Origin of the sequence: Serratia marcescens, assembly GCF_029846115.1 — a bacterium.
Classification (GTDB): Bacteria; Pseudomonadota; Gammaproteobacteria; order Enterobacterales; family Enterobacteriaceae; genus Serratia; species Serratia marcescens_L.
In genome coordinates this window covers 4,437,957-4,460,295 of sequence record NZ_JARVZZ010000001.1, presented here as the reverse complement: position 1 = coordinate 4,460,295, position 22,339 = coordinate 4,437,957, and the positions used below count along the sequence as shown (strand labels likewise).

Below are 22,339 nucleotides of genomic sequence, written 5' to 3'. Positions count from 1 at the left end.
TATGCACTCTCAAAAAGACAATCACGCAGTCAACGATGCGCTCGAGCCCATCAATGCAGCCGCTCCTCAGAGCGGCGTTGATGCATTTGTACTGAGCGCGGAAGAACGTGATGCGATCGAGCACGAAAAACACCATTACGAGGATCCGCGCGCCGCTTCCATCGAAGCACTGAAAATTGTGCAGAAGCAGCGCGGCTGGGTTCCGGACGGTGCGATTTACGCCATCGCGGAAGTGCTGGGCATCCCCGCCAGCGATGTAGAAGGCGTGGCCACGTTCTACAGCCAGATTTTCCGTCAGCCAGTAGGACGTCACGTGATCCGTTATTGTGACAGCGTTGTTTGTCACATCACCGGTTACCAGGGCATTCAGGCCGCTATCGAGAAGAAGCTGAACATCAAGCCGGGTCAAACCACCTTTGATGGCCGCTTCACGCTGTTGCCGACCTGCTGTCTGGGCAACTGCGATAAAGGGCCGACCATGATGATTGATGACGACACTCACAGTCAGCTGAAGCCCGAAGATATCGAGACGCTACTGGAGCAGTATCAATGACCAAGCACATTGTACGCACTCCCGAAACGCATCCGCTGACCTGGCGTCTGCGCGATGACAAGCAGCCGCTGTGGCTGGACGAGTACCGCAGCAAAAACGGCTATGCCGGCGCGGAAAAGGCCCTCAAAGGCCTGGCACCGGATGAGATCGTCGGCCTGGTGAAAGACTCCGGGCTGAAGGGCCGCGGCGGCGCGGGCTTCTCCACCGGTTTGAAGTGGAGCCTGATGCCGAAGGACGAATCCATGAACATCCGTTACCTGCTGTGTAACGCCGATGAGATGGAGCCGGGCACCTACAAAGACCGCCTGCTGATGGAGCAGCTGCCGCACCTGCTGGTGGAAGGCATGCTGATCTCCGCGTTCGCGCTGAAAGCCTACCGTGGGTACATCTTCCTGCGCGGTGAGTACATCGAAGCGGCGGCGCATCTGCGTCGCGCCATCGCGGAAGCCACCGAAGCCGGCTATCTGGGCAAGAACATTCTCGGCACCGGGTTCGATTTCGAGCTGATCGTGCACACCGGCGCCGGCCGTTATATCTGCGGCGAAGAAACCGCGCTGATCAACTCGCTGGAAGGCCGCCGCGCCAATCCGCGTTCCAAGCCGCCATTCCCGGCCAGCGCCGGCGTGTGGGGCAAGCCGACCTGCGTCAACAACGTCGAAACGTTGTGCAACGTGCCGGCCATTTTGGCGAACGGCGTGGAGTGGTACACCGGCATCTCCGGCAGTGAAGACAAAGGCACCAAGCTGATGGGCTTCTCCGGCCGGGTGAAAAATCCGGGCGTCTGGGAGCTGCCGTTCGGCACTACCGCGCGCGAGATCCTGGAAGACTACGCCGGCGGCATGCGTGACGGTCTGCGCTTCAAAGCCTGGCAGCCGGGCGGCGCGGGGACCGACTTCCTGACCGCCGATCATCTCGATCTGCCGATGGAATACGGCGCGATCGGCAAAGCCGGCAGCCGTCTCGGCACCGCGCTGGCGATGGCGGTAGACCACGAGATCGGCATGGTGCCGCTGGTGCGTAACCTGGAAGAGTTCTTCGCCCGCGAGTCCTGCGGCTGGTGTACGCCATGCCGCGACGGCCTGCCGTGGAGCGTGAAGATCCTGCGTGCGTTGGAAAACGGCGAAGGGCAGCCGGGGGATATCGAAACCCTCGAACAGCTGTGCCGTTCCCTCGGCCCGGGCAAAACCTTCTGCGCCCACGCGCCAGGTGCCGTAGAGCCACTGCAAAGCGCGATTAAATATTTCCGTGAAGAGTTCGAGGCGGGTATCGCCGTGCAACACTTCGGCAACGCCCATGCGATTGGCGGCATTCAGCCGAACAATCTGCTGAAGCAGCGCTGGTAAGCCGAACTTGCCCGAACACGGCCAGAATTTTTGATTAACGCCTGCCGCAAGGCAGGCCACTTGGAAGCATGCTGACTATGGCTACGATTCATGTAGACGGCAAAGAGTATGAGGTAGACGGGGCGGACAACCTGCTGCAGGCTTGTCTCTCCCTCGGCCTTGATATTCCTTACTTTTGCTGGCATCCGGCGCTGGGAAGCGTCGGCGCTTGCCGCCAATGTGCGGTAAAGCAATACCAAAACGCGGAAGATACGCGCGGCCGTTTGGTGATGTCCTGTATGACCCCGGCATCCGATGGTACCTTCATCTCCATCGATGACGGCGAAGCGAAGCAGTTCCGTGAAAGCGTGGTCGAGTGGTTGATGACCAACCACCCGCACGATTGCCCGGTCTGTGAAGAAGGCGGTAACTGTCACCTGCAGGATATGACGGTAATGACCGGCCACAGCTTCCGCCGCTACCGCTTCACCAAGCGCACCCACAATAACCAGGAGCTGGGGCCGTTTATCTCGCACGAGATGAACCGCTGCATCGCCTGCTACCGCTGCGTGCGTTACTACAAAGACTATGCGGACGGCACCGACTTCGGCGTGTACGGCGCGCACGACAACGTCTACTTCGGTCGTCCGGAAAGCGGCACGCTGGAAAGCGAGTTCTCCGGCAACCTGGTGGAAGTGTGCCCGACCGGCGTATTCACCGACAAAACGCACTCCGAACGCTACAACCGTAAATGGGACATGCAGTTTGCGCCGAGCATTTGCCAGCAGTGCAGCATCGGCTGTAATACCAGCCCGGGCGAGCGCTATGGCGAATTGCGCCGTATCGAAAACCGTTACAACGGCAGCGTGAACCACTACTTCCTGTGCGACCGCGGCCGTTTCGGTTACGGCTACGTCAACCAGAAAGATCGTCCGCGTCAACCGCAGCAGCTGCGCGGTGATGACTGGATCACCCTGAACGCCGAGCAGGCGATGCAGGGCGCGGCGGACATCCTGCGTCAGGCGAAGAAAACCATCGGCATCGGCTCCCCGCGCGCCAGCCTGGAAAGCAACTTCGCGCTGCGCGAACTGGTCGGCGCCGAGAACTACTACACCGGTATCGCTCAGGCGGAGCAATCACGCCTGGCGCTGATGCTGAACGTGCTGAAAAACGGCGGCGTCCATACGCCGGCGCTGCGTGAGATCGAAGATTACGACGCGGTGCTGGTGCTGGGCGAAGACCTGACGCAAACCGGCGCGCGCATCGCGCTGTCCGTGCGCCAGGCCGTCAAGGGGAAAGCCCGCGCGATGGCGGCGGCGCAACGCGTGGCCGACTGGCAGATCGCGGCGGTGCAGAACATCGGTCAGCACGCCAAGTACCCGCTGTTCACCACCAACGTCGACAACACCCGTCTGGACGACATCGCCGCCTGGAACTACCGCGCGCCGGTGGACGAGCAGGCGCGCTTCGGCTTCGCCATCGCTCACGCGCTGGACAGCGCGGCGCCGGCGGTGAACGATCTGGCTGACGGCCTGAACAAGAAAGTCGATATCATCGTGCAGGCGCTGACCGGCGCACGCAAACCGCTGATCGTGACCGGCAGCAACGCTGGCAGCGAAGCCATCATCGAAGCGGCGGCCAACATCGCCAAAGCGTTGAAGGGCCGCGGTTCCGATGTCGGCATCACCTTCGTGGCGGGCGCAGCCAACAGCATGGGCCTGGCGATGATCGGCGGCGGCTCGCTCGATCAGGCGCTGGAACAGCTGGCGAGCGGCGCAGCAGACACCGCCATCGTGATGGAAAACGATCTCTATCGTCATGCGCCGGCGGCGCAGGTGGACGCAGCGTTGACCAAGGTCAACAACCTGATCGTCGCCGACCACCAGCGCACCGCGATCATGGACAAAGCCAACCTGATCCTCTCCTCGGCCAGCTTTGCCGAGAGCGACGGTACGCTGATCAACCAGGAAGGCCGCGCGCAGCGCTTCTTCCAGGTATACGATCCGGCTTACTACGACGACGCCAAGAAGAATCAGTTCACCGTGATGCTGGAAAGCTGGCGCTGGATGCACTCGCTGCACTCCACCTACACCAGCCGCCACGTGGATTGGACCCAGCTTGATGACGTGATCGCCGCTTGCGTCGCTGCGTTGCCGCAGCTGCAGGGCATCGTCGACGCCGCGCCAGACGCGACTTTCCGCATTCGCGGTCAGAAGCTGGCGCGTTCGCCGCACCGCTCCAGCGGCCGTACCGCCATGCGCGCCAACATCAGCGTGCACGAGCCGCGTCAGCCGCAGGATAAAGACACCATGTTCGCCTTCTCGATGGAAGGGAACAACAGCCCGCTGGCCGATCGTCAACAGATCCCGTTTGCCTGGGCGCCAGGCTGGAACTCACCGCAGGCATGGAACAAGTTCCAGGCCGAAGTGGGTGGCAAACTGCGCCACGGCGATCCGGGCGTGCGCCTGATCGAAGCGGGGGAGGGCAGCCTCGGTTACTTCGACCGCGTGCCTGCCGCGTTCAATCCGGTCGACGGCTGGCGTGTCGCGCCTTACTACCACCTGTTCGGCAGCGACGAAATGTCGCAGCGCTCTCACGTGATCCAGCAGCGCATGCCGGAAGCCTACGTGATGGTCAACCCGGCCGACGCGGCGACGCTTGGCGTCAACGCGGGCAGCCTGGTGGAGTTCAGCTGTGCGGGCCAGACCCTGCGTCTGCCGGTGCGTCTGAGTGAAACCCTGACCCAGGGCCAGGTTGGTTTGCCGCTCGGCTTGCCAGGGATCCCGCCGATCTTGGTGGGTGCTAAGGTAGACAATCTGCGGGAGGCGGCACGATGAGCTGGTTTACCCCTGAGGTGATCGACATTCTGATCGCCATTCTTAAAGCGGTCGTGATCCTGTTGGTGGTCGTGGCGTGCGGGGCATTCATGAGCTTCGGCGAACGCCGCCTGCTCGGCCTGTTCCAGAACCGCTACGGACCGAACCGCGTAGGCTGGGGCGGCTCGCTGCAGCTGGTCGCCGACATGATCAAAATGTTCTTCAAGGAAGACTGGGTTCCGAGATTCTCCGACCGGGTGATCTTCACCCTGGCGCCGATGATCGCCTTTACTTCCCTGTTGCTGGCATTTGCCATCGTTCCGGTCAGCCCGACCTGGGCGGTGTCCGATCTCAACATCGGTATTCTGTTCTTCCTGATGATGGCCGGCCTGGCGGTGTACGCCGTGCTGTTCGCCGGATGGTCGAGCAACAACAAATACTCGCTGTTGGGCGCGATGCGCGCCTCCGCGCAAACCCTGAGCTACGAAGTGTTCATCGGCCTGTCGCTGATGGGCGTGGTGATGCAGGCGGATTCGTTCAACATGCAGGCCATCGTTGAATCCCAGGCGCACGTCTGGAACGTCATCCCGCAGTTCTTTGGCTTCGTGACCTTCGCGATCGCCGGCGTGGCGGTGTGTCACCGTCACCCGTTTGACCAGCCGGAAGCCGAGCAGGAACTGGCCGACGGTTACCACATCGAATATTCCGGCATGAAGTTCGGTCTGTTCTTCGTGGGGGAATACATCGGTATCGTCACCGTGTCCGCCCTGATTGTGACGTTGTTCTTCGGCGGCTGGCAGGGTCCGTTCCTGCCGCCATTCATCTGGTTCGCGTTGAAAACGGCCTTCTTCATGATGATGTTCATCCTGATCCGTGCCGCGCTGCCGCGTCCGCGTTATGACCAGGTGATGTCCTTCGGCTGGAAAGTGTGCCTGCCGCTGACGCTGCTGAACCTGCTGGCAACCGCCGCGGTCATTTTGTACAACGCTCAATAAGGGGTGAATAAACCATGACATTGAAAGAGTTAGTGGTTGGTTTCGGCACCCAGGTGCGCAGCATTTGGATGATTGGCCTGCATGCCTTCGCCAAGCGCGAAACCCAGATGTATCCGGAAGAACCGGTTTACCTGCCGCCGCGCTACCGCGGCCGCATCGTGCTGACGCGCGATCCGGACGGCGAAGAGCGCTGCGTCGCCTGTAACCTGTGTGCGGTTGCCTGCCCGGTCGGCTGTATCTCGCTGCAAAAAGCGGAGCAGAAAGACGGCCGTTGGTATCCGGAGTTCTTCCGCATCAACTTCTCGCGCTGCATTTTCTGTGGCCTGTGCGAAGAGGCTTGCCCGACTACCGCTATCCAGCTGACGCCGGATTTCGAACTGGGTGAGTACAAGCGTCAGGATCTGGTGTACGAAAAAGAAGATCTGTTGATCTCGGGGCCGGGTAAATATCCGGAATATAACTTCTACCGGATGGCCGGTATGGCGATTGACGGCAAAGCCAAAGGCGAAGCCGAAAACGAAGCCAAACCGATCGACGTCAAAGGTCTGTTGCCCTAAGGAGCCAGCAAGCATGGAAATTGCATTTTACCTGGCAGGTTTGATTGCGGTGGCCGCGACGATTCGCGTGATCACCCATACCAACCCTGTACATGCGCTGCTGTATCTGATCGTCTCGTTATTGGCGATCTCGGCAGTCTTCTTCTCGCTCGGCGCCTACTTTGCCGCCGCGTTGGAAATCATCGTCTATGCGGGCGCCATCATGGTGCTGTTCGTGTTCGTGGTGATGATGCTGAACCTCGGCAACGTGCAGCAGCAAGAGCGCGACTGGATGAAGCCGACGGTGTGGATCGGACCTGGCCTGTTGTCGCTGGCGCTGCTGGTGGTATTGATCGTCGCGATCCGCAGCGTATCCGACCAGGGTATCAGCGGCGAGATGGTCGACGCGAAGGCGGTGGGCATCAGCCTGTTCGGGCCTTACGTACTGGCGGTTGAGCTGGCTTCAATGCTGCTGTTGGCGGGTCTGGTTGTCGCCTTCCATATCGGCCGCGAGCACAAGCCTGGCGAGGTGCTGAGCAACGCGCCGGCGAGTGGCGAAATGGCGAGAAGAAAATCGGAGGAGCAAGCATGATCCCTCTTCAACACGGCCTGATCCTGGCGGCTATCCTGTTTGTGCTCGGGCTGACCGGGCTGCTGGTGCGCCGCAACCTGCTGTTTATGCTGATCAGCCTGGAAGTGATGATCAACGCTGCGGCGTTGGCGTTTATCGTGGCGGGAAGCTACTGGGGCCAGGCGGACGGGCAGGTGATGTACATCCTGGCGATCAGCCTGGCGGCAGCCGAGGCCAGTATCGGCCTGGCGCTGTTGCTGCAGCTCTACCGTCGTCGTCATACCCTGAATATTGATACTGTCAGTGAGATGCGCGGATGAACCTATTATATTTAACAATTCTGCTACCGCTGATCGGGTTCCTGCTGTTGGCATTTTCCCGCGGTCGTTGGTCTGAGAACACGGCGGCCACCGTCGGCGTGGGCTCTATCGGCCTGGCTGCGCTGGTCACGGTGTATGTGGCGATGGATTTCCTCGCCCAGAAAGCCGCCGGCGTGCAGCTGTTCGAACAAAGCCTGTGGACCTGGATGGCCGTCGGTAACTTCAATATCGGCGTGACCCTGGTGCTGGACGGCCTGTCGCTGACCATGCTGTCGGTGGTCACCGGCGTCGGCTTCTTCATCCACATGTTCGCTTCTTGGTACATGCGCGGTGAAGAGGGCTATTCGCGCTTCTTCGCTTACACCAACCTGTTTATCGCCAGCATGGTGGTCTTGGTGCTGGCAGACAACCTGCTGCTGATGTATCTGGGTTGGGAAGGCGTGGGCCTGTGCAGCTACCTGTTGATCGGTTTCTACTACAAAGACCCAGCCAACGGCGCGGCGGCGATGAAAGCCTTCATCGTGACCCGCGTGGGCGACGTGTTCCTGGCGTTCGCGCTGTTCATCCTCTACAACGAGCTGGGCACGCTGAACATCCGCGAGCTGATGATCCTGGCGCCGCAGAAACTGGCGGTGGGTGACACGGCCATCACCTGGGCGACCCTGATGCTGCTGGGCGGTGCGGTCGGTAAATCGGCGCAGCTGCCGTTGCAAACCTGGTTGGCGGACGCGATGGCGGGCCCAACCCCGGTTTCCGCACTGATCCACGCGGCGACCATGGTGACCGCGGGCGTCTATCTGATCGCCCGTACGCACGGCCTGTTCCTGATGGCGCCGGAAGTGCTGCACCTGGTGGGCATCGTCGGTGCGGTCACTCTGCTGCTGGCCGGCTTCGCCGCGCTGGTGCAGACCGACATCAAGCGCGTGCTCGCTTACTCCACCATGAGCCAGATCGGTTACATGTTCCTGGCGCTGGGCGTGCAGGCATGGGACGCGGCGATCTTCCACCTGATGACCCACGCGTTCTTCAAGGCGCTGCTGTTCCTGTCGTCCGGTTCGGTGATCCTGGCTTGCCACCACGAGCAAAACATCTTCAAGATGGGCGGCCTGCGCAAGAGCATCCCACTGGTGTATGTCTGCTTCCTGGTGGGTGGCGCGGCGCTGTCTGCGTTGCCGCTGGTCACGGCCGGCTTCTTCAGTAAGGACGAGATCCTGGCGGGCGCGATGGCCAACGGCCACATCAACCTGATGGTGGCCGGCCTGGTCGGCGCGTTCATGACCTCGCTGTACACCTTCCGTATGATTTTCATCGTGTTCCATGGCGAAGAGAAAATCAAAGCGCATGCCGGTAAAGGCATCACTCACCACCTGCCGCTGTTGGTTCTGCTGGTGCTGTCCACCTTCGTCGGCGCGATGATCGTGCCGCCGTTGCAGGACGTGCTGCCGGAGACGACCGAGCTGGCGCACGGCAGCGTGCTGACGCTTGAAATCACCTCCGGCGTGGTGGCTATCGTCGGCATTCTGCTGGCGGCCGCGCTGTGGCTGGGCAAACGCAGCCTGGTCAACAGCATCGCCAACAGCGCGCCGGGGCGTTTCTTCTCGACCTGGTGGTTCCATGCCTGGGGCTTCGACTGGCTGTATGACAAAGTGTTCGTCAAGCCGTACCTGGGCATTGCGAAGCTGCTGCAGCGCGATCCGCTGAACTCGCTGATGAACCTGCCGGCCGTCTTCTCCCGCTGGGGGAACCGCGGTCTGACGGTGAGCGAGAACGGTCAGGTGCGTTGGTATATAGCGTCTATGGGTGTGGGTGCAGTGGTCGTATTGGCTCTGTTGATTTTGGTTTAATTGAATAATTTAAACAGACGCATTTTTCGGGCGTAGCGCCGGGCAGGCGCTACGTACAAAGTTTGAAATTATTCGTATAAGGGACACAAAACGCCATGCTATTACCTTGGCTAATTCTTATCCCCTTTATCGGCGGTCTGCTGTGCTGGCAGCTTGAGCGCTTCGGTACTAAGGTGCCGCGCTGGATAGCGCTGATCGCAATGGGGCTGACGTTGGCGCTCTCTCTGCAGCTGTGGATGCAGGGCGGCTATACCTTGACTACGCCGAAAGGCATTCCGCAGTGGCAGAGCGAATTCCTGCTGCCGTGGATCCCGCGCTTCGGCATCTCCATCCACCTGGCGCTGGACGGCCTGTCGCTGCTGATGGTGGTGTTGACCGGTCTGCTGGGCGTGCTGGCGATCCTCTGTTCCTGGCGTGAAATCCAGAAGTATCAGGGCTTCTTCCACCTCAACCTGCTGTGGATCTTGGGCGGCGTTATCGGCGTGTTCCTCGCCATCGACATGTTCCTGTTCTTCTTCTTCTGGGAAATGATGTTGGTGCCGATGTACTTCCTGATCGCGCTGTGGGGCCACAAGGCGTCGGACGGTAAAACCCGTATCACCGCGGCGACCAAGTTCTTCATCTACACCCAGGCCAGCGGTCTGGTGATGCTGATTGCGATCCTGGGCCTGGTGTTCGTGCACTACAACGCGACCGGCGTGTGGACCTTCGATTACGAAGACCTGCTGCAAACGCCGATGTCCCACAACGTGCAATATCTGTTGATGCTGGGCTTCTTCATCGCCTTCGCGGTGAAAATGCCGGTGGTGCCGCTGCACGGCTGGTTGCCGGACGCGCACAGCCAGGCACCGACCGCAGGTTCCGTCGACCTGGCGGGCATCTTGCTGAAAACCGCGGCCTACGGCCTGCTGCGTTTCAGCCTGCCGCTGTTCCCTGAGGCTTCGCACGAGTTTGCGCCAATCGCCATGTGGCTGGGCGTGATCGGCATCTTCTACGGCGCCTGGATGGCGTTCGCGCAAACCGACATCAAGCGTCTTATCGCCTACACCTCGGTATCGCACATGGGCTTCGTGCTGATCGCCATCTACACCGGCAGCCAGCTGGCTTACCAGGGCGCGGTGATCCAGATGATCGCGCACGGCCTGTCTGCCGCCGGTATGTTTATCATCTGCGGCCAGCTGTATGAGCGTCTGCATACCCGCGACATGCGTCAGATGGGCGGCCTGTGGGGGCGTATCAAATTCATCCCTGCACTGTCGCTGTTCTTCGCCGTGGCTACGCTGGGGATGCCGGGTACCGGTAACTTCGTCGGCGAATTCATGATTCTGTTCGGCAGCTACCAGGTGGTGCCGGTGATCACCGTGATTTCTACCTTCGGTCTGGTGTTCGCTTCGGTTTACTCGCTGATCATGATGCAGCGCGCTTATTACGGTGCGCCTAAGTCCGACCAGCCGCTGCAGGGCATGACCGCGCGCGAGCTGTTCATCATTCTGCTGCTGGTGGTGTTGCTGGTTCTGCTGGGGGTTTACCCGCAGCCGATTCTGGATACTTCCAACGCGGCGATGAGCAACGTGCAACATTGGTTTGGTTCGTCAGTTTCAGCAATTTCAACAACAAGGCCGTAATTCGCCATGACAATAACTCCTCAACAACTGATCGCACTGCTGCCGCTGTTGATCGTCGGATTGACGGTGGTGGTTGTGATGCTAGGCATTGCGTGGCGACGCGACCACTTTATCAACGCCACCCTGACCGTGATCGGTCTCAACCTGGCGCTGCTTTCGCTGTACTTTGTCGGCCAGGCAGGCCCAATGGACGTCACCCCGCTGCTGCGGGTTGACGGTTACTCGATGTTCTACACCGGGCTGGTGCTGCTGGCGAGTCTGGCAACCTGCACCTTCGCGTATCCGTGGCTGGTCGGCTATCCGGATAACCGCGAAGAGTTCTACCTGCTGGTGCTGATCGCCGCCATGGGTGGCATCCTGCTGGCGAGCGCCAACCATCTGGCTTCGCTGTTCATCGGTATCGAGCTGATCTCGCTGCCGCTGTTCGGCCTGGTGGGCTATGCCTACCGCCAGAAGCGCCCGCTGGAAGCCGCCATCAAGTACATGCTGCTGTCCGCCGCCGCCTCGTCGTTCCTGCTGTTCGGCATGGCGCTGCTGTATGCCGAGTCCGGCGATCTGTCGCTGGCCGGCCTCGGTAAGAGCCTGCAGGAAAACATGATGCACCAGCCGCTGATCCTGGCCGGTATGGGCATGATGATCGTCGGTCTGGGCTTCAAGCTGTCGCTGGTGCCGTTCCAACTGTGGACGCCGGACGTGTATCAGGGCGCACCTGCGCCGGTCTCGACCTTCCTGGCGACCGCCAGCAAGATCGCGATCTTCGCGGTCGTGATGCGTCTGTTCCTGTATGCCCCGGCCGCCGACAACGAAGCGCTGCGCATGGTGCTGTCGATCATCGCGTTCTGCTCTATCTTGTTCGGCAACCTGATGGCCATCAGCCAGACCAACATCAAGCGTCTGCTGGGTTACTCGTCGATCGCCCACCTGGGCTACCTGCTGGTGGCGCTGATTGCGGTGCAAACCCATCAGCTGTCGCTGGAAACCGCCGGCGTTTACCTGGCCGGTTACCTGTTCAGCAGCCTGGGCGCCTTCGGCGTGGTCAGCCTGATGTCCAGCCCGTACCGCGGCCCGGATGCGGATTCGCTGTTCTCTTACCGTGGTCTGTTCTGGCATAAGCCAATCTTGTCCGCGGTGATGACGGTGATGATGCTGTCGCTGGCTGGTATCCCGATGACGCTGGGCTTTATCGGTAAGTTCTTCGTGATCGCGATGGGCGTCAGCGCACACCTGTGGTGGCTGACCGGCGCAGTCGTGGTAGGCAGCGCCATCGGCCTGTACTACTACCTGCGCGTGACTGTCAGCCTGTTCCTCAGCGCGCCGGAATCGCTGCAGCGCGATACCCCGAACAACTGGGCGTTGACCGCCGGTGGCGTCGTGGTGCTGATCTCAGCCGCGCTGGTACTGCTGTTGGGTGTCTATCCGCAGCCGCTGATTTCGCTGGTGCAGATGGCGCAGCCGACGTTCTGATAACGCTTCAGACGGTAAAAAGGTCGCTTCGGCGACCTTTTTTTATGGGTAAACGGCACTCAGCCGTAATGGGCGCTAAACGAGGTTTCCAGCGCCTGCACCACCGCGCGCACGCGGGCGGCGCGTTGCAAATCGGGATGCAGCACCAGCCAGATATCCACCCAGTCTTTATTCTCCGGGAACAGGCGCACCAGCTCCGGGTCTTTGTCCGCCAAAAAAGCGGAGAGCAGGCCGATGCCCAGCCCGCTGCGGGTGGCGGAGCGCAGCAGCAGCTGCGAATTGCATTGCAGCACGACGTTGGGCTCGTGCAGGGCTTCGCCGCAGAAATTGTTCCAGTGGCGCGGCACCAGCTCGCGCGGGAACATCAGCAGATCGTGGCCGCGCAGCTGCTCACCCCTGACCGGCATGCCGCGCCGCGCCAAATAGTGCTGGGTGGCATACAGGCCCATTTCGATGGTGGCTAACCGTTTGATGATCAGCTCATCGTCATCGGGACGGGCGCCGCGGATCGCCAGATCTGCGCCGTGGTAAGAAATATCGGCGATGTTGACCGCCGTCAGCAGTGTGACGGTGATGGCCGGATAGCGTTCCCGCAGATCTTGCAGCGCCGGCATCACGAAGGCTTCGGCCAGGGTATCGGTGGTGGCGATGCGCACGTTGCCGCACAGGCTTTCGTCACCGCTGGCGGCTTTACGGTTGATCGCCTGCACCGCATTTTCCATCTTCATCACGTCCGCCAGCATTTCCTCCCCCAGCGGGCTGAGGGCGAAGGATTTCGGCGTGCGGATAAACAGCTTGGAGCCGAGCGCATCTTCGAAAGCGGACAGCCGTCGACCGACGGTCGCCTGATCGACATGCAGCTGGCTGGCGGCTTTGCGTAGCGTGCCGCAGCGTGCGACGGCGAGAAAAAATCGGGCGTCGTCCCAGTTCATTGCGCACCTCCTCTGTACAGACTGGCGAGAGGAGGAAGGACACGGTGTGATGCGGTGTTTATTCTGGTGTGGAGACCGAAAAAAAGGCTTCGTATCATCATTATTTATAATGTTTCAGGATATGTATAAATGCATCACCGTGAAGCGGTTTTGCACCTTTATTTTTGTCTGGCAATGCTTATTCTTATCGGCGCTTATGCTGCGACCCGACGCACATTTTACACCAAGGCTACCCTAATGCATAAGCAATACGAATAAGAGCCGGTTCCCATTATTTCTGGGCGACCGCCGAGTGGGATCGACTCTGAATCAAGTTAGCTCACGATGATATGACTGGATATAAAAAAATGGAGTCTCACGCAGAGATGCTGTGCCCCCCGTTGCGCTGGCGACGGAGGACGGAGTCAGAGTTACCGTGGCGCCAGGCGCCGAGAAGATGGAACGCAACAACGCCGATGTTATTATTCAAGGCCTTGCAGCGCGCGGCATTCAACATATCTTTTTGGTCCCTGGCAAACTGGTTTACCCGTTAATCACTTCTATTGACCGTTCCGAGATTGTCGGCATCGTCGGTGCCCATGAAACCGCATGTGGATTTATGGCCGATGGCTATGCCCGCGCCAGCCGAAAGTTTGGCGTTTGTCTGGGCATTTCCGGCCCCGGCACCATGAATTTCCTGCCGGCGATGGCCGCTGCGCAAGCCGATAAGATCCCCGTGCTTTACCTGGCCGGCAGCATCGCCACCTATCATGAGGCGCAGGGCGCTTTTCAAGACGGCAGCAACAGCGGTATCGATGAGCTGACCATCGTCAAACCGCTGCTTTGCGCCGCGATAGAAACGAAAAACAACCTGACCTTGCAGCATGAGCTGCGCCGCAGCCTCTCCAGCCTGAACCCACAGCGGAAAGGGCGCGCCTACCTGAGCGTGCCGGTCGACATGCAGAAGAAAACCGCGCTCGGCGATCGTCGCGATCGGCCTGAACGCGTGTCGCAGCACCGTGAAGCGGCCGTGGACGTGCAGGCAGTGGAACAACTGCTGCATGATTACCTGCTGCGTGGCCTCAACGTCGCCTGCCTGGTGGGTAACCGGATGAACAATCCGCAGGATGCCGCGCTGTTGTTGCGGCTGGCGGAAAAATACCGCTTGCCTGTCGCCACGACGTTGTCGGGCAAGGGCGCGTTTCCCGAAGGGCACGCTCTGGCATTAGGGGTCTACGGTTTTGCCGGGCATGCCCGCGCGGTAGAAACCCTCAACGGTGAAGGCGTCGACGTGTTGCTGGTGCTGGGCTGCGATCTCAGCCAGCGCGACAGCCTGAACTGGAACCCGAGACTGCACGGCAATAAAACGCTGGTGGCGATCGACGAAGACTTCGACAAGGTGAGCTCGCATTTCCAGCCGGATCTGCAGATATTTTCCAGCCTGAGCGGTACGTTGCACTGTTTGTTGGCCGCGGTTGGCGATGAGGACGCGCGGCTTGGCGACGCGGCACGCTTACGCGACGCCTGGTTGGACGCGGTTCGCGCACTGCCGCTGGAACAGCCGCAGCCGACGTTGCAGGCGCGCATCGCCCAGGGCGAAAGCCGGCTGTACCCCGGCGAGGCGATTAAACTCATTCGCAGCCGCATGAACCCGGATACCAACGTCGTGGTCGATTCGGGCGCACACCGCATTTTCATGGCGCATCACTGGCTGGCGGCCGGGCGGGGGGATTACCACACCTCCAGCTCCCTGGCGCCGATGGGGTGGGCCATTTGCGCGGGCATCGGTATCAAGCTGGCGGCACCGCAGCGGGATTGCGTCGTGGTGACCGGCGACGGTTGCATGTTGATGCACGGCATCGAAATTCAGACCGCCGCGCGTTATGGCGTGAAGGTGGTGTTCGTGGTGATGAACAACAGCGCGCACGGCGCCATGCATATCGACACGCTGCAAAACCGTGGCATTTCAGCTGACTATACCGCCTTGCCCAACCATGACTGGAAAGCGTTTGCCAACAGCCTGGGGGTCGCCTCCGCGAAGGCGGAGACGCTGGAGGATCTGGACGAGGCCCTCGGCGCCGCGGCGAAACATCCGGGGCCGTACCTCATCGAAGTGATGGTAGGCAACTTTGCGGCGCCTAACCGCTACTACGCCGAGAGCATCGCGGAATACGAGCAGCGCATCAACGAACTGTAGGGCAACGCTGTTTTTTCAACCCGCCAGGTTCACCGCGCGTGGCGCCTGGCATTTTTACTTGCGGTAGTCATGGAGCGATCAGATGGTTAAATGGGGCATTTTGGCATTGTTGGCCGTATTTCAGGGGCCGGTTCACGCTGCCGAGGGGCATGGCGAAGGCATCGTCAAAACGACGTTGCTCAAGACCGAAAGTGCATGGGAGGGCTCGGCATATCGTCAGTATCCCGCCGGCGCACCGCAGATCACCATGCTGAAGGTGACGGTAGAGCCGAACAAGGTGCTGGCCTGGCATACCCATCCTTGCATCAGCGCTGTGTATATGAGCGGCGGCAGCGTTTCGCTCACGGTCCGGAAAACCGGTGAACGCCGCACGTTCCGGCAGGGGGATTCGTTTACCGATACCGTGGATATCGTGCACCAGGGCGTTTCCGGCGATCAGGGCGCCGAAATGCTGGTGTTCTTCGCTTGTGCGGACGATAAACCGTTGACGGTGAAAGCCGCCGGGTAGTGTTGATACGGCCCTGACCAAAGGCCGTTAATAAGAGAAGATCATGGTAGCTTTGTGGATGGTCGTCGCCAGCGGGTTCTTTGCGCTGATGGGTGCTTGCATCAAGTTGGCATCGACGACAGTCGGATTTTTCGACATCATTTTTTATCGTTCTCTCATCAATGTGCTGATCGTCGCAGCGCTGATCAAGATCCAGCGCCTCGGTTTTCGCACCCGTCATCTCGGATTGCATATGAAGCGGGCGGCGATAGGCAATGCTGCGATGTACTGCGGTTTTTATTCGCTGATACATCTGCCGATCGCCACCGCCACCACGCTGGGTTACACCAATCCCCTCTTTCAGTCGGCGATCGCGTTCATCACGACCCGAGGGCAGCTGACCGGTCGGCTGTTGTTTTCCGTGCTGTTGGGCTTTGCCGGCATTTTGATATTGCTGCGCCCCGACTCCCCCAACGGAGAGTACGTAGCCACGCTGGTCGGGCTGGCGGCCGGTCTGTTGACCGCGCTGGCTTACTTTAACGTCGGCAAGCTGGTGCGGCGCGGCGAGCCGGAACTGCGCGTGGTGTTCTATTTCTCGCTGGTGGGAACGTTGGTTGGCGGCCTGATGACTGCGTTGCTGGGTTTTTCCTTGCTGGACGGAGCAATGCTGCTGTGCGTCTGCGCCATCGGCGTCTTCGGCAGTCTGGGGCAGATCGCCATGACCCGCGCTTACGGAGGCGGCAATGCGGTGATTGTCAGCACCCTCTCTTACAGCACCATTATTTTCTCTACGCTGCTTGGTTATCTGATATTTGGCGAGCAGCTGTCTTATATCGCCGCCGCCGGTATGGCGCTGATCGTGTTGTCCGGCGCGTTGGCGGTGCGCAAGCGTGCCTCGGCCAAGCCTGAGCAGGCGGTGGCATAACGTGATAAGGAACGAAACAATGAACATGCGTCCGGTTGGCGTCATGGCGATGGCGGTCTTGTTTGGCATGGTGGCGACGCTGGCGATGGATGGGGTGAACAGTGTCGCCTCCAGCGCCGGTCTCATCGGCAAGCTCAACCTGGCCTTCATCGGCAAACTGATGAATCAATGGCTGCAGGGGCAATTTTGGTTTTTGCGGCCAGGCGACATCCCCGATGCGCCTGCGGCTCTGGTGATGGGCTACGGCGCGCACTATTTTGCCGGCATTAGCCTGGCGATCCCGTTCTATTGCCTGGTCTGCCCGCGCCTTAAGCCGGGGGGCGTCCTGTTGGTCGGGGCGCTGACGTATGGCCTGGCCTGTTCGCTGATCTCGCTGTGCTTCATTTACCCCTCGGTGGGTTTGGGTCTTTGGGGAATGGCCGGTAAAAATCCGGCTTTGCTGATCGCCAGCCTGGCCAACCATGCGGTGTATGGCGTGGCATTGGGCGGTTGCGCCATCGTTTGGCGCCGTCGCATGCTGCAGAAATGCATGCCCGACGCTGCGATGCTGCATTAATGAATCACGATGATGCATTCTTGGCTATTTTGGGCGTAATAGCCCAACGCTATGATAAGCGCGCTTCCTGAAGCCGCGTGGCAAGCGGGAAGGCGCATTTATTTAGGGCGAATGCCTGATCGATTCGGGAGTTGAACATGTCAGAAAGTATCGCCGTTGAAGAAACGGCTAAAGCGAAGTCGGGAACATCGCATTTCGCTATTTTGCTGTTTCTGGCGTTGGCATTGATGTCAGCGCTGTTGAACAGCAGTGCGCCGACGCCGCTTTATCCGCTTTATCAACATGAGCTGGCGTTGAGTTCGGTCAGCCTGACGATCATCTACGGCGCTTATGCCGCCGGCGTGCTGATTTCGCTGTTCGGCGTAGGCAATATGGCGGGGAAAGTAAAAGACCTGCGCAGCATGATCGTGCCGGCGCTATTGGTGGTGTTGCTTGGTGCGCTGCTGTTTTCGGTGGCGTCGTCATTCTTCATGATGTTTATGGCACGGCTGCTGGCCGGCGTCGGCACCGGCGCCCTGACCGGTGCGGCGAATATCGCGTTGGTGCGATTCGGGCCGCAGGACGGCGGAAAAAATGCGGCGTTGATCGCGACGCTGTCCTTTACCACCGGATTGGCCCTGGGCCCTATCTTTAGCGGCGTCGCACTGCAGACCGGTTTTCATACCACGTCGTTGCCGTTCATCATCATCATGGCCATTGCCGCCGTCGCCGCATTGGGCGTGATGCTGCGCTGGCCGCGAGAAGCGGTGGCGGTGCAGGCCGGTAGCGCAGCGGCGGAAAACGCGCCGATGGCGAAGCGTTCTCTGGCAGATGGCCTGCGCGCGACCGGCGGTAAATTCTTCTTGTGTGCCGGGGCGCTGTTTATTTGCTGGGCGGTCGCCGCCAGCATTCTGGCGATAGGGCCGAGCGTCGCCGAAAAACTGTTGAATATGCAGAACCGTGGCGTCTTTGGCTATGTGGTCGCTGTCTATCTGGTGATTGCCGGCATCAGCCAGATTTTGAGTCGTCGCATCAACGCCCGCCATTCGCTGTTGTTCGGTTGCCTGGCCCAGGCTTTGTCGGTCGGCGTGTTCGCCGTGGCGATTCAGATCCATTCGCTGGCGCTGGCCGCCGCAGGCATGGTGATCGCCGGTTACGCCTATGGCGCGATCTTCGTCGGCAGCGCCACGCTGGTGAATCTGATTTCACCGAAAGCCAGTCATGCGCGTTTGATCTCCCTGTTCTACGTGATCGCTTATATCGCTAACTGGGTGCCGATTCTGTTGGGCGTTGTGATCGACCATGCCGATTTGCATTTGGCGACCCACTTGTTATTCCTGAGCAGCGCCGTGATTTGTTTGATGTTGAGCGTCATGGTAACGCGTGCGGGCTTCCCACGCTGAAACCTGCGTTCGGGAGGGGGCGACTGGCGTCGCATGTTGGCATTTCATTTGAGATCGTGATTTCCCTGGTGTTGTGTTATTCCAGCGTGCTCGTCACGCTGGCTTTTTTTTGTGATAAATCTCACTTTTACGGTATTTTCATTTCCACATTTGCATTTTTATCGTGATTTTAATCACGAAAAAATAACGCGCTTCGGGTAAACTGCGCGCTTTATTTTTGCCGCGGGTCACTTTATGAACGTTCTTTTCGCCATTGCCGTTACGACCGGGATCCTGTCCGGCGTGTGGGGATGGGTTGCCGTCAGCCTGGGGCTGATCGGTTGGGCCGGTTTTCTCGGCTGCACGGCATATTTCGCCTGCCCGCAGGGCGGGCTGAAAGGGCTGTTGATCGGCGCGTTGACCTGCTGCAGCGGTGTCTTCTGGGCAATGGCGATCATCCACGGCAGCGAACTGGCGCCGCAGTGGAATCTCTTGGGGTATCTGCTGACCGGCGTCGTGGCGTTCCTGATGTGCATTCAGGCCAAACAGCAGTGGCTGGGGTTCGTGCCCGGCACCTTTATCGGCGCCTGTGCGACCTTCGCCGGCGGCGGCGATTGGCCGCTGGTGACGCTGTCCCTGCTGGTCGGCCTGCTGTTCGGCTATGCGATGAAAAACAGCGGGTTGTGGTGGGCGGCGCGCAGCGAAAAAGCCCGTGCCGCACAGCCGGTCAGCCCGAATGCCGGCTCAAACGGTGCCGCCGAGTGAGAGGCGGTAGTGCAGATCGTGGCGCTCGGCGCAGGGTTCGCCCGCGATCCGCAGCAGCAGCATTTCGGCGGCGGTTTTCCCCATCTCAAAGCGCGGCGTGATCACGCTGGCGATGCCCGGCGTGGTCGCCTGGCCAATATCCAGGCCGTGAAAACCCGATAACGCAACCTCTTGCGGCACGCGCACGCCGAGGCGCAGGCAGACCTGCAACACGCCCACCGCCAGATCGTCGTTGGTGCACAGGATACCGTCGAGCTGCGGGTAGCGTTCGAACGCCATCGCCAGCATGTCGGCGCCGATCGAAACCGAAGAGACCCGATGCGGCGTGATCTGACGCGGCGTTTGCCCCTGAGACGCCATGGCGCGGCAGTAACCCCGATAGCGTTTATTGTCGCGGGCGTCCGACATGGCGCCAAAGTAAACGATATGCCGTTTGCCGCTGGCGAGCAGCGCTTCGGTCATGTCATACCCCGCCTGTTCATTATCGAACCCCACCGCAATCCGCCCTGGCGGCGCGTCGAGATCCATCACCTGTGCGAGGGGGATTTTGGCGGCGCCGAGGTAGGTCTCTGCGCGCAAGGTATGCGCAGAGTCGGTGAGGATAAGCCCGGCGATCGGGTAGCTCAGCAGCTGTGCGATCTGCTCTTCTTCCCGCTGCGGGCTGTAATCGTAGTTCACCACCAGCGTTTGGTAACCCCGCGCTTGGGTAACGGATTCGATGCCGGCCAGCAGGTCGGCGAAGATCTGGTTGTTGAAGGAGGGGATCAGTACGCCGATGCGCGGTTTTCTGCCGGCCTGTGCGGTATCGGCATCTGTGACGTTCAGCTCCCGCATGACCTGCGCAATGCGTTCGGCGGTGTCGGCCGCCACTTTTTCCGGCGTGCGCAGAAAACGGCTGACGGTCATTTTGGTCACGCCGGCCAATTGTGCGATGTCCTGTAGCGTAACGCGAGGGTGTTTCATTCGGTGGCCTTCACGGGCGGTGCGGCAAGGGCGGATAGCGGTATGTTAACAAATCGATTTGGCGATAACAACGAATGCGCTTCTATTGAAAATAGCTATTTTTCAATTGGATAGATGATTTTTACCCGCGAACTGCCTGCGTGAGATCACGTTAAGGGTAACAGGGTTTCGTAACATGATTTTCAGTGATTCCCATCACGTTTTTACCGGTAACAATCGGCTGAGATAGAGGCCTGTCCGATTGGAGGCCTGATGGCCGGGAATCACCATGAACAATCTATTTTCTCTGGATAACAAAACCGTCTTGATCACCGGCGCCTCGCGCGGCATCGGTTTTCTGCTGGCGCGCGGCCTGGCGCAGCAAGGCGCACATATTCTGGTCAACGCCACCACCGAAGAACATGCCCGGCATGCCGCCGATCGCCTGCGCGAAGAGGGGCTGCGTGCGGATGCGGCGGCGTTCGACGTCACCGATTCCCAGGCGGTGCATGCCGCCATCGACCGTATCGAAGCGGACATCGGCGCGATAGACGTCTTGATCAACAACGCCGGCATCCAGCGCCGTCATCCCTTCACCGAGTTCCCGGAGCAAGACTGGGACGACATCATCGCCGTCAACCAGAAAGCGGTCTTCATCGTGTCACAGACCGTGGCCCGTTACATGGTGCCGCGCCGGCGCGGCAAGATAGTCAATATCGGTTCGATGCAAAGCGAGCTGGGCCGCGACACCATCACCCCTTATGCGGCGTCCAAGGGCGCGGTGAAAATGTTGACGCGCGGCATGTGCGTGGAGCTGGCGCGCTACAACATTCAGGTTAACGGCATTGCCCCCGGCTACTTCAAAACCGAGATGACGCAGGCGCTGGCCGACGATCCGGCTTTCACCGCCTGGCTGACCCAGCGTACGCCCGCCGCGCGCTGGGGGGATCCGCAGGAGCTGATCGGCGCGGCGGTGTTCCTGGCCGCCGACGCCTCCGCCTTCGTCAACGGGCAGCTGCTGTTTGTCGATGGCGGCATGTCGGCGGCGGTGTAATCTTTTTTCGTGGAGTCTTGAGATGAAAATTCAAACCCAGTCCTGCGTGGTCAACGGCAAGCGAGATGTGGCGGTGATCGCGCAAGAAGTGGATTACCGGGGGCAGGGAACGCTGGTGAAAATCAGCCGCGGCGGCATCTGCGGCTCGGATCTGCATTACTTCCAGGAAGGCAAGGTCGGCAATTTTCAGGTGCGTCAGCCGATGGTGCTGGGCCATGAGGTGATCGGCGAGGTGGTCGCCAGCGATTCACCGCGGCTGCCGGTCGGGCAGAAGGTGGCGCTCAATCCCAGCAAACCCTGCGGGCAGTGCAAATACTGTCTGGCGCAGCAAAGCAATCAATGCGTCGAGATGCGTTTTTTCGGCAGCGCGATGTATTTTCCGCACGTTGACGGGGCTTTTACCCAATACAAAGTGGTGGATAGCGCGCAGTGTGTCCCTTACGGTGCCGATCGCGACGACAGGGTGATGGTGTTTGCCGAGCCGCTGGCGGTGGCTGTCCACGCGGCGAAGCAGCCCGGCGACGTGGCGGGGAAAAAGATCTTCGTGTCCGGCGTCGGCCCGATCGGCTGCTTGCTGGTGGCGGCGCTGAAAGCGCTGGGCGCCGCCGAGATTGTCTGTGCCGATCTCAGCCCGCGCTGCCTGGCGATCGCCAGGCAAATGGGGGCCGATCGGTGCCTGCATGCCGCGGACGACGATGTGAGCGATTATCAGCAGGACAAGGGGTATTTCGACGTCGCCTTCGAAGTGGCGGGGCACCCGCAGTCGCTGCAGCGCTGCCTGGAGATCACCCGCGCCAAAGGCACCGTGGTGCAGGTGGGCATGGGTGGCAGCTTTCCCGATTTCCCGCTGATGTTGTTGATCGCCAAGGAGTTGAACCTGCTCGGATCCTTCCGCTTCGTGGCGGAGTTTGCGTTGGCGGTGGCGTGGCTGGCCGACGGCGTGGTCGATCCGCTGCCGTTGCTGTCGGCGGAGTTTGCCTGCGGGCAGCTGGCGCAGGCGCTGGAGTTTGCCGGCGATAAGCGCCAGGCCGCCAAGGTGCAATTGGTGTTTTAGGGTAAAAGTCCGATGGCCGCAGGCGGCGATCCTTGTCTATA

At 60.3% G+C, this 22,339-nt stretch carries 20 protein-coding genes; 18 read left to right on the top strand and 2 right to left on the bottom strand.

What is annotated here, in order from left to right:
• The first annotated feature begins 1 nt into the window (after position 1).
• The 10 genes from nuoE to nuoN all read left to right on the top strand — a co-directional run bounded on the left by nuoE (position 2) and on the right by nuoN (position 12,046).
• Positions 2-553: an NADH-quinone oxidoreductase subunit NuoE gene (gene nuoE / locus QDT79_RS21265; RefSeq protein WP_033635327.1), complete on the top strand. Its 552-nt coding sequence runs from the start codon at positions 2-4 to the stop codon at positions 551-553.
• Entirely contained in the window at positions 550-1,896 is a 1,347-nt protein-coding gene (gene nuoF, locus QDT79_RS21260; protein WP_015378579.1) for an NADH-quinone oxidoreductase subunit NuoF, read from the top strand. The genes nuoE and nuoF overlap by 4 nt, the downstream gene beginning before the upstream one ends.
• 77 nt (positions 1,897-1,973) lie before the next feature.
• Positions 1,974-4,712, top strand: a complete 2,739-nt coding sequence (nuoG, locus tag QDT79_RS21255) for an NADH-quinone oxidoreductase subunit NuoG (RefSeq protein ID WP_063989031.1) — start codon at positions 1,974-1,976, stop codon at positions 4,710-4,712.
• Positions 4,709-5,686: an NADH-quinone oxidoreductase subunit NuoH gene (gene nuoH, locus QDT79_RS21250; protein ID WP_004936022.1), complete on the top strand. Its 978-nt coding sequence runs from the start codon at positions 4,709-4,711 to the stop codon at positions 5,684-5,686. The genes nuoG and nuoH overlap by 4 nt, the downstream gene beginning before the upstream one ends.
• 14 nt (positions 5,687-5,700) lie before the next feature.
• Positions 5,701-6,243: an NADH-quinone oxidoreductase subunit NuoI gene (gene nuoI, locus QDT79_RS21245; protein ID WP_063988986.1), complete on the top strand. Its 543-nt coding sequence runs from the start codon at positions 5,701-5,703 to the stop codon at positions 6,241-6,243.
• A gap of 13 nt (positions 6,244-6,256) precedes the next feature.
• On the top strand, positions 6,257-6,814 hold the full coding sequence (gene nuoJ, locus QDT79_RS21240) for an NADH-quinone oxidoreductase subunit J (protein ID WP_019453717.1): 558 nt from the start codon (positions 6,257-6,259) through the stop codon (positions 6,812-6,814).
• A complete protein-coding gene (gene nuoK, locus QDT79_RS21235) occupies positions 6,811-7,113 on the top strand; it encodes an NADH-quinone oxidoreductase subunit NuoK (protein ID WP_004936014.1) in 303 nt (100 codons plus the stop codon). The genes nuoJ and nuoK overlap by 4 nt, the downstream gene beginning before the upstream one ends.
• On the top strand, positions 7,110-8,957 hold the full coding sequence (gene nuoL, locus QDT79_RS21230; protein ID WP_308317034.1) for an NADH-quinone oxidoreductase subunit L: 1,848 nt from the start codon (positions 7,110-7,112) through the stop codon (positions 8,955-8,957). Before nuoK ends, nuoL begins: the two co-directional genes overlap by 4 nt.
• Before the next feature lie 95 nt (positions 8,958-9,052).
• Positions 9,053-10,582, top strand: a complete 1,530-nt coding sequence (nuoM, locus tag QDT79_RS21225; protein ID WP_025303660.1) for an NADH-quinone oxidoreductase subunit M — start codon at positions 9,053-9,055, stop codon at positions 10,580-10,582.
• A gap of 6 nt (positions 10,583-10,588) precedes the next feature.
• Positions 10,589-12,046 carry an NADH-quinone oxidoreductase subunit NuoN gene (gene nuoN, locus QDT79_RS21220; protein ID WP_033635324.1) on the top strand — a complete coding sequence of 486 codons (1,458 nt, stop codon included), beginning with the start codon at positions 10,589-10,591 and terminating at the stop codon, positions 12,044-12,046.
• A gap of 59 nt (positions 12,047-12,105) precedes the next feature.
• Here nuoN and QDT79_RS21215 read toward each other — a convergent pair whose 3' ends face one another.
• Complete coding sequence (locus tag QDT79_RS21215; protein ID WP_063988988.1) at positions 12,106-12,978, bottom strand: LysR family transcriptional regulator; 873 nt, start codon at positions 12,976-12,978, stop codon at positions 12,106-12,108.
• A 436-nt stretch (positions 12,979-13,414) separates the two neighbouring features.
• On the opposite strand from QDT79_RS21215, the gene QDT79_RS21210 reads away from it, so the two are divergent.
• The 6 genes from QDT79_RS21210 (at position 13,415) to QDT79_RS21185 (ending at position 19,248) form a co-directional block, all read left to right on the top strand.
• Positions 13,415-15,154 carry a thiamine pyrophosphate-binding protein gene (locus QDT79_RS21210; RefSeq protein ID WP_308317033.1) on the top strand — a complete coding sequence of 580 codons (1,740 nt, stop codon included), beginning with the start codon at positions 13,415-13,417 and terminating at the stop codon, positions 15,152-15,154.
• An 82-nt stretch (positions 15,155-15,236) separates the two neighbouring features.
• The gene (locus tag QDT79_RS21205) at positions 15,237-15,662 is read left to right on the top strand and encodes a cupin domain-containing protein (RefSeq protein ID WP_063988990.1); all 426 of its coding nucleotides are present in this window, start codon (positions 15,237-15,239) and stop codon (positions 15,660-15,662) included.
• Positions 15,663-15,705: 43 nt separating this feature from the next.
• A complete protein-coding gene (locus QDT79_RS21200) occupies positions 15,706-16,566 on the top strand; it encodes a DMT family transporter (RefSeq protein ID WP_063988991.1) in 861 nt (286 codons plus the stop codon).
• Between the two features lie 19 nt (positions 16,567-16,585).
• A complete protein-coding gene (locus QDT79_RS21195) occupies positions 16,586-17,122 on the top strand; it encodes a DUF2938 family protein (RefSeq protein ID WP_063988992.1) in 537 nt (178 codons plus the stop codon).
• 137 nt (positions 17,123-17,259) lie between these two features.
• Complete coding sequence (locus QDT79_RS21190; protein WP_308317032.1) at positions 17,260-18,504, top strand: MFS transporter; 1,245 nt, start codon at positions 17,260-17,262, stop codon at positions 18,502-18,504.
• A gap of 234 nt (positions 18,505-18,738) precedes the next feature.
• On the top strand, positions 18,739-19,248 hold the full coding sequence (locus QDT79_RS21185) for a DUF1097 domain-containing protein (RefSeq protein WP_063988994.1): 510 nt from the start codon (positions 18,739-18,741) through the stop codon (positions 19,246-19,248).
• On the opposite strand, the gene QDT79_RS21180 is transcribed toward QDT79_RS21185, so the two are convergent.
• Complete coding sequence (locus QDT79_RS21180) at positions 19,228-20,211, bottom strand: LacI family DNA-binding transcriptional regulator (protein ID WP_308317031.1); 984 nt, start codon at positions 20,209-20,211, stop codon at positions 19,228-19,230. The genes QDT79_RS21185 and QDT79_RS21180 overlap by 21 nt on opposite strands.
• A 268-nt stretch (positions 20,212-20,479) precedes the next feature.
• On the opposite strand from QDT79_RS21180, the gene idnO reads away from it, so the two are divergent.
• Positions 20,480-21,244 (top strand): gluconate 5-dehydrogenase, encoded by a 765-nt coding sequence (gene idnO, locus QDT79_RS21175; RefSeq protein ID WP_107227612.1) that lies wholly within the window; start codon positions 20,480-20,482, stop codon positions 21,242-21,244.
• 22 nt (positions 21,245-21,266) lie between these two features.
• Positions 21,267-22,298 carry an L-idonate 5-dehydrogenase gene (gene idnD, locus QDT79_RS21170; protein ID WP_063988997.1) on the top strand — a complete coding sequence of 344 codons (1,032 nt, stop codon included), beginning with the start codon at positions 21,267-21,269 and terminating at the stop codon, positions 22,296-22,298.
• Positions 22,299-22,339: the final 41 nt, after the last annotated feature.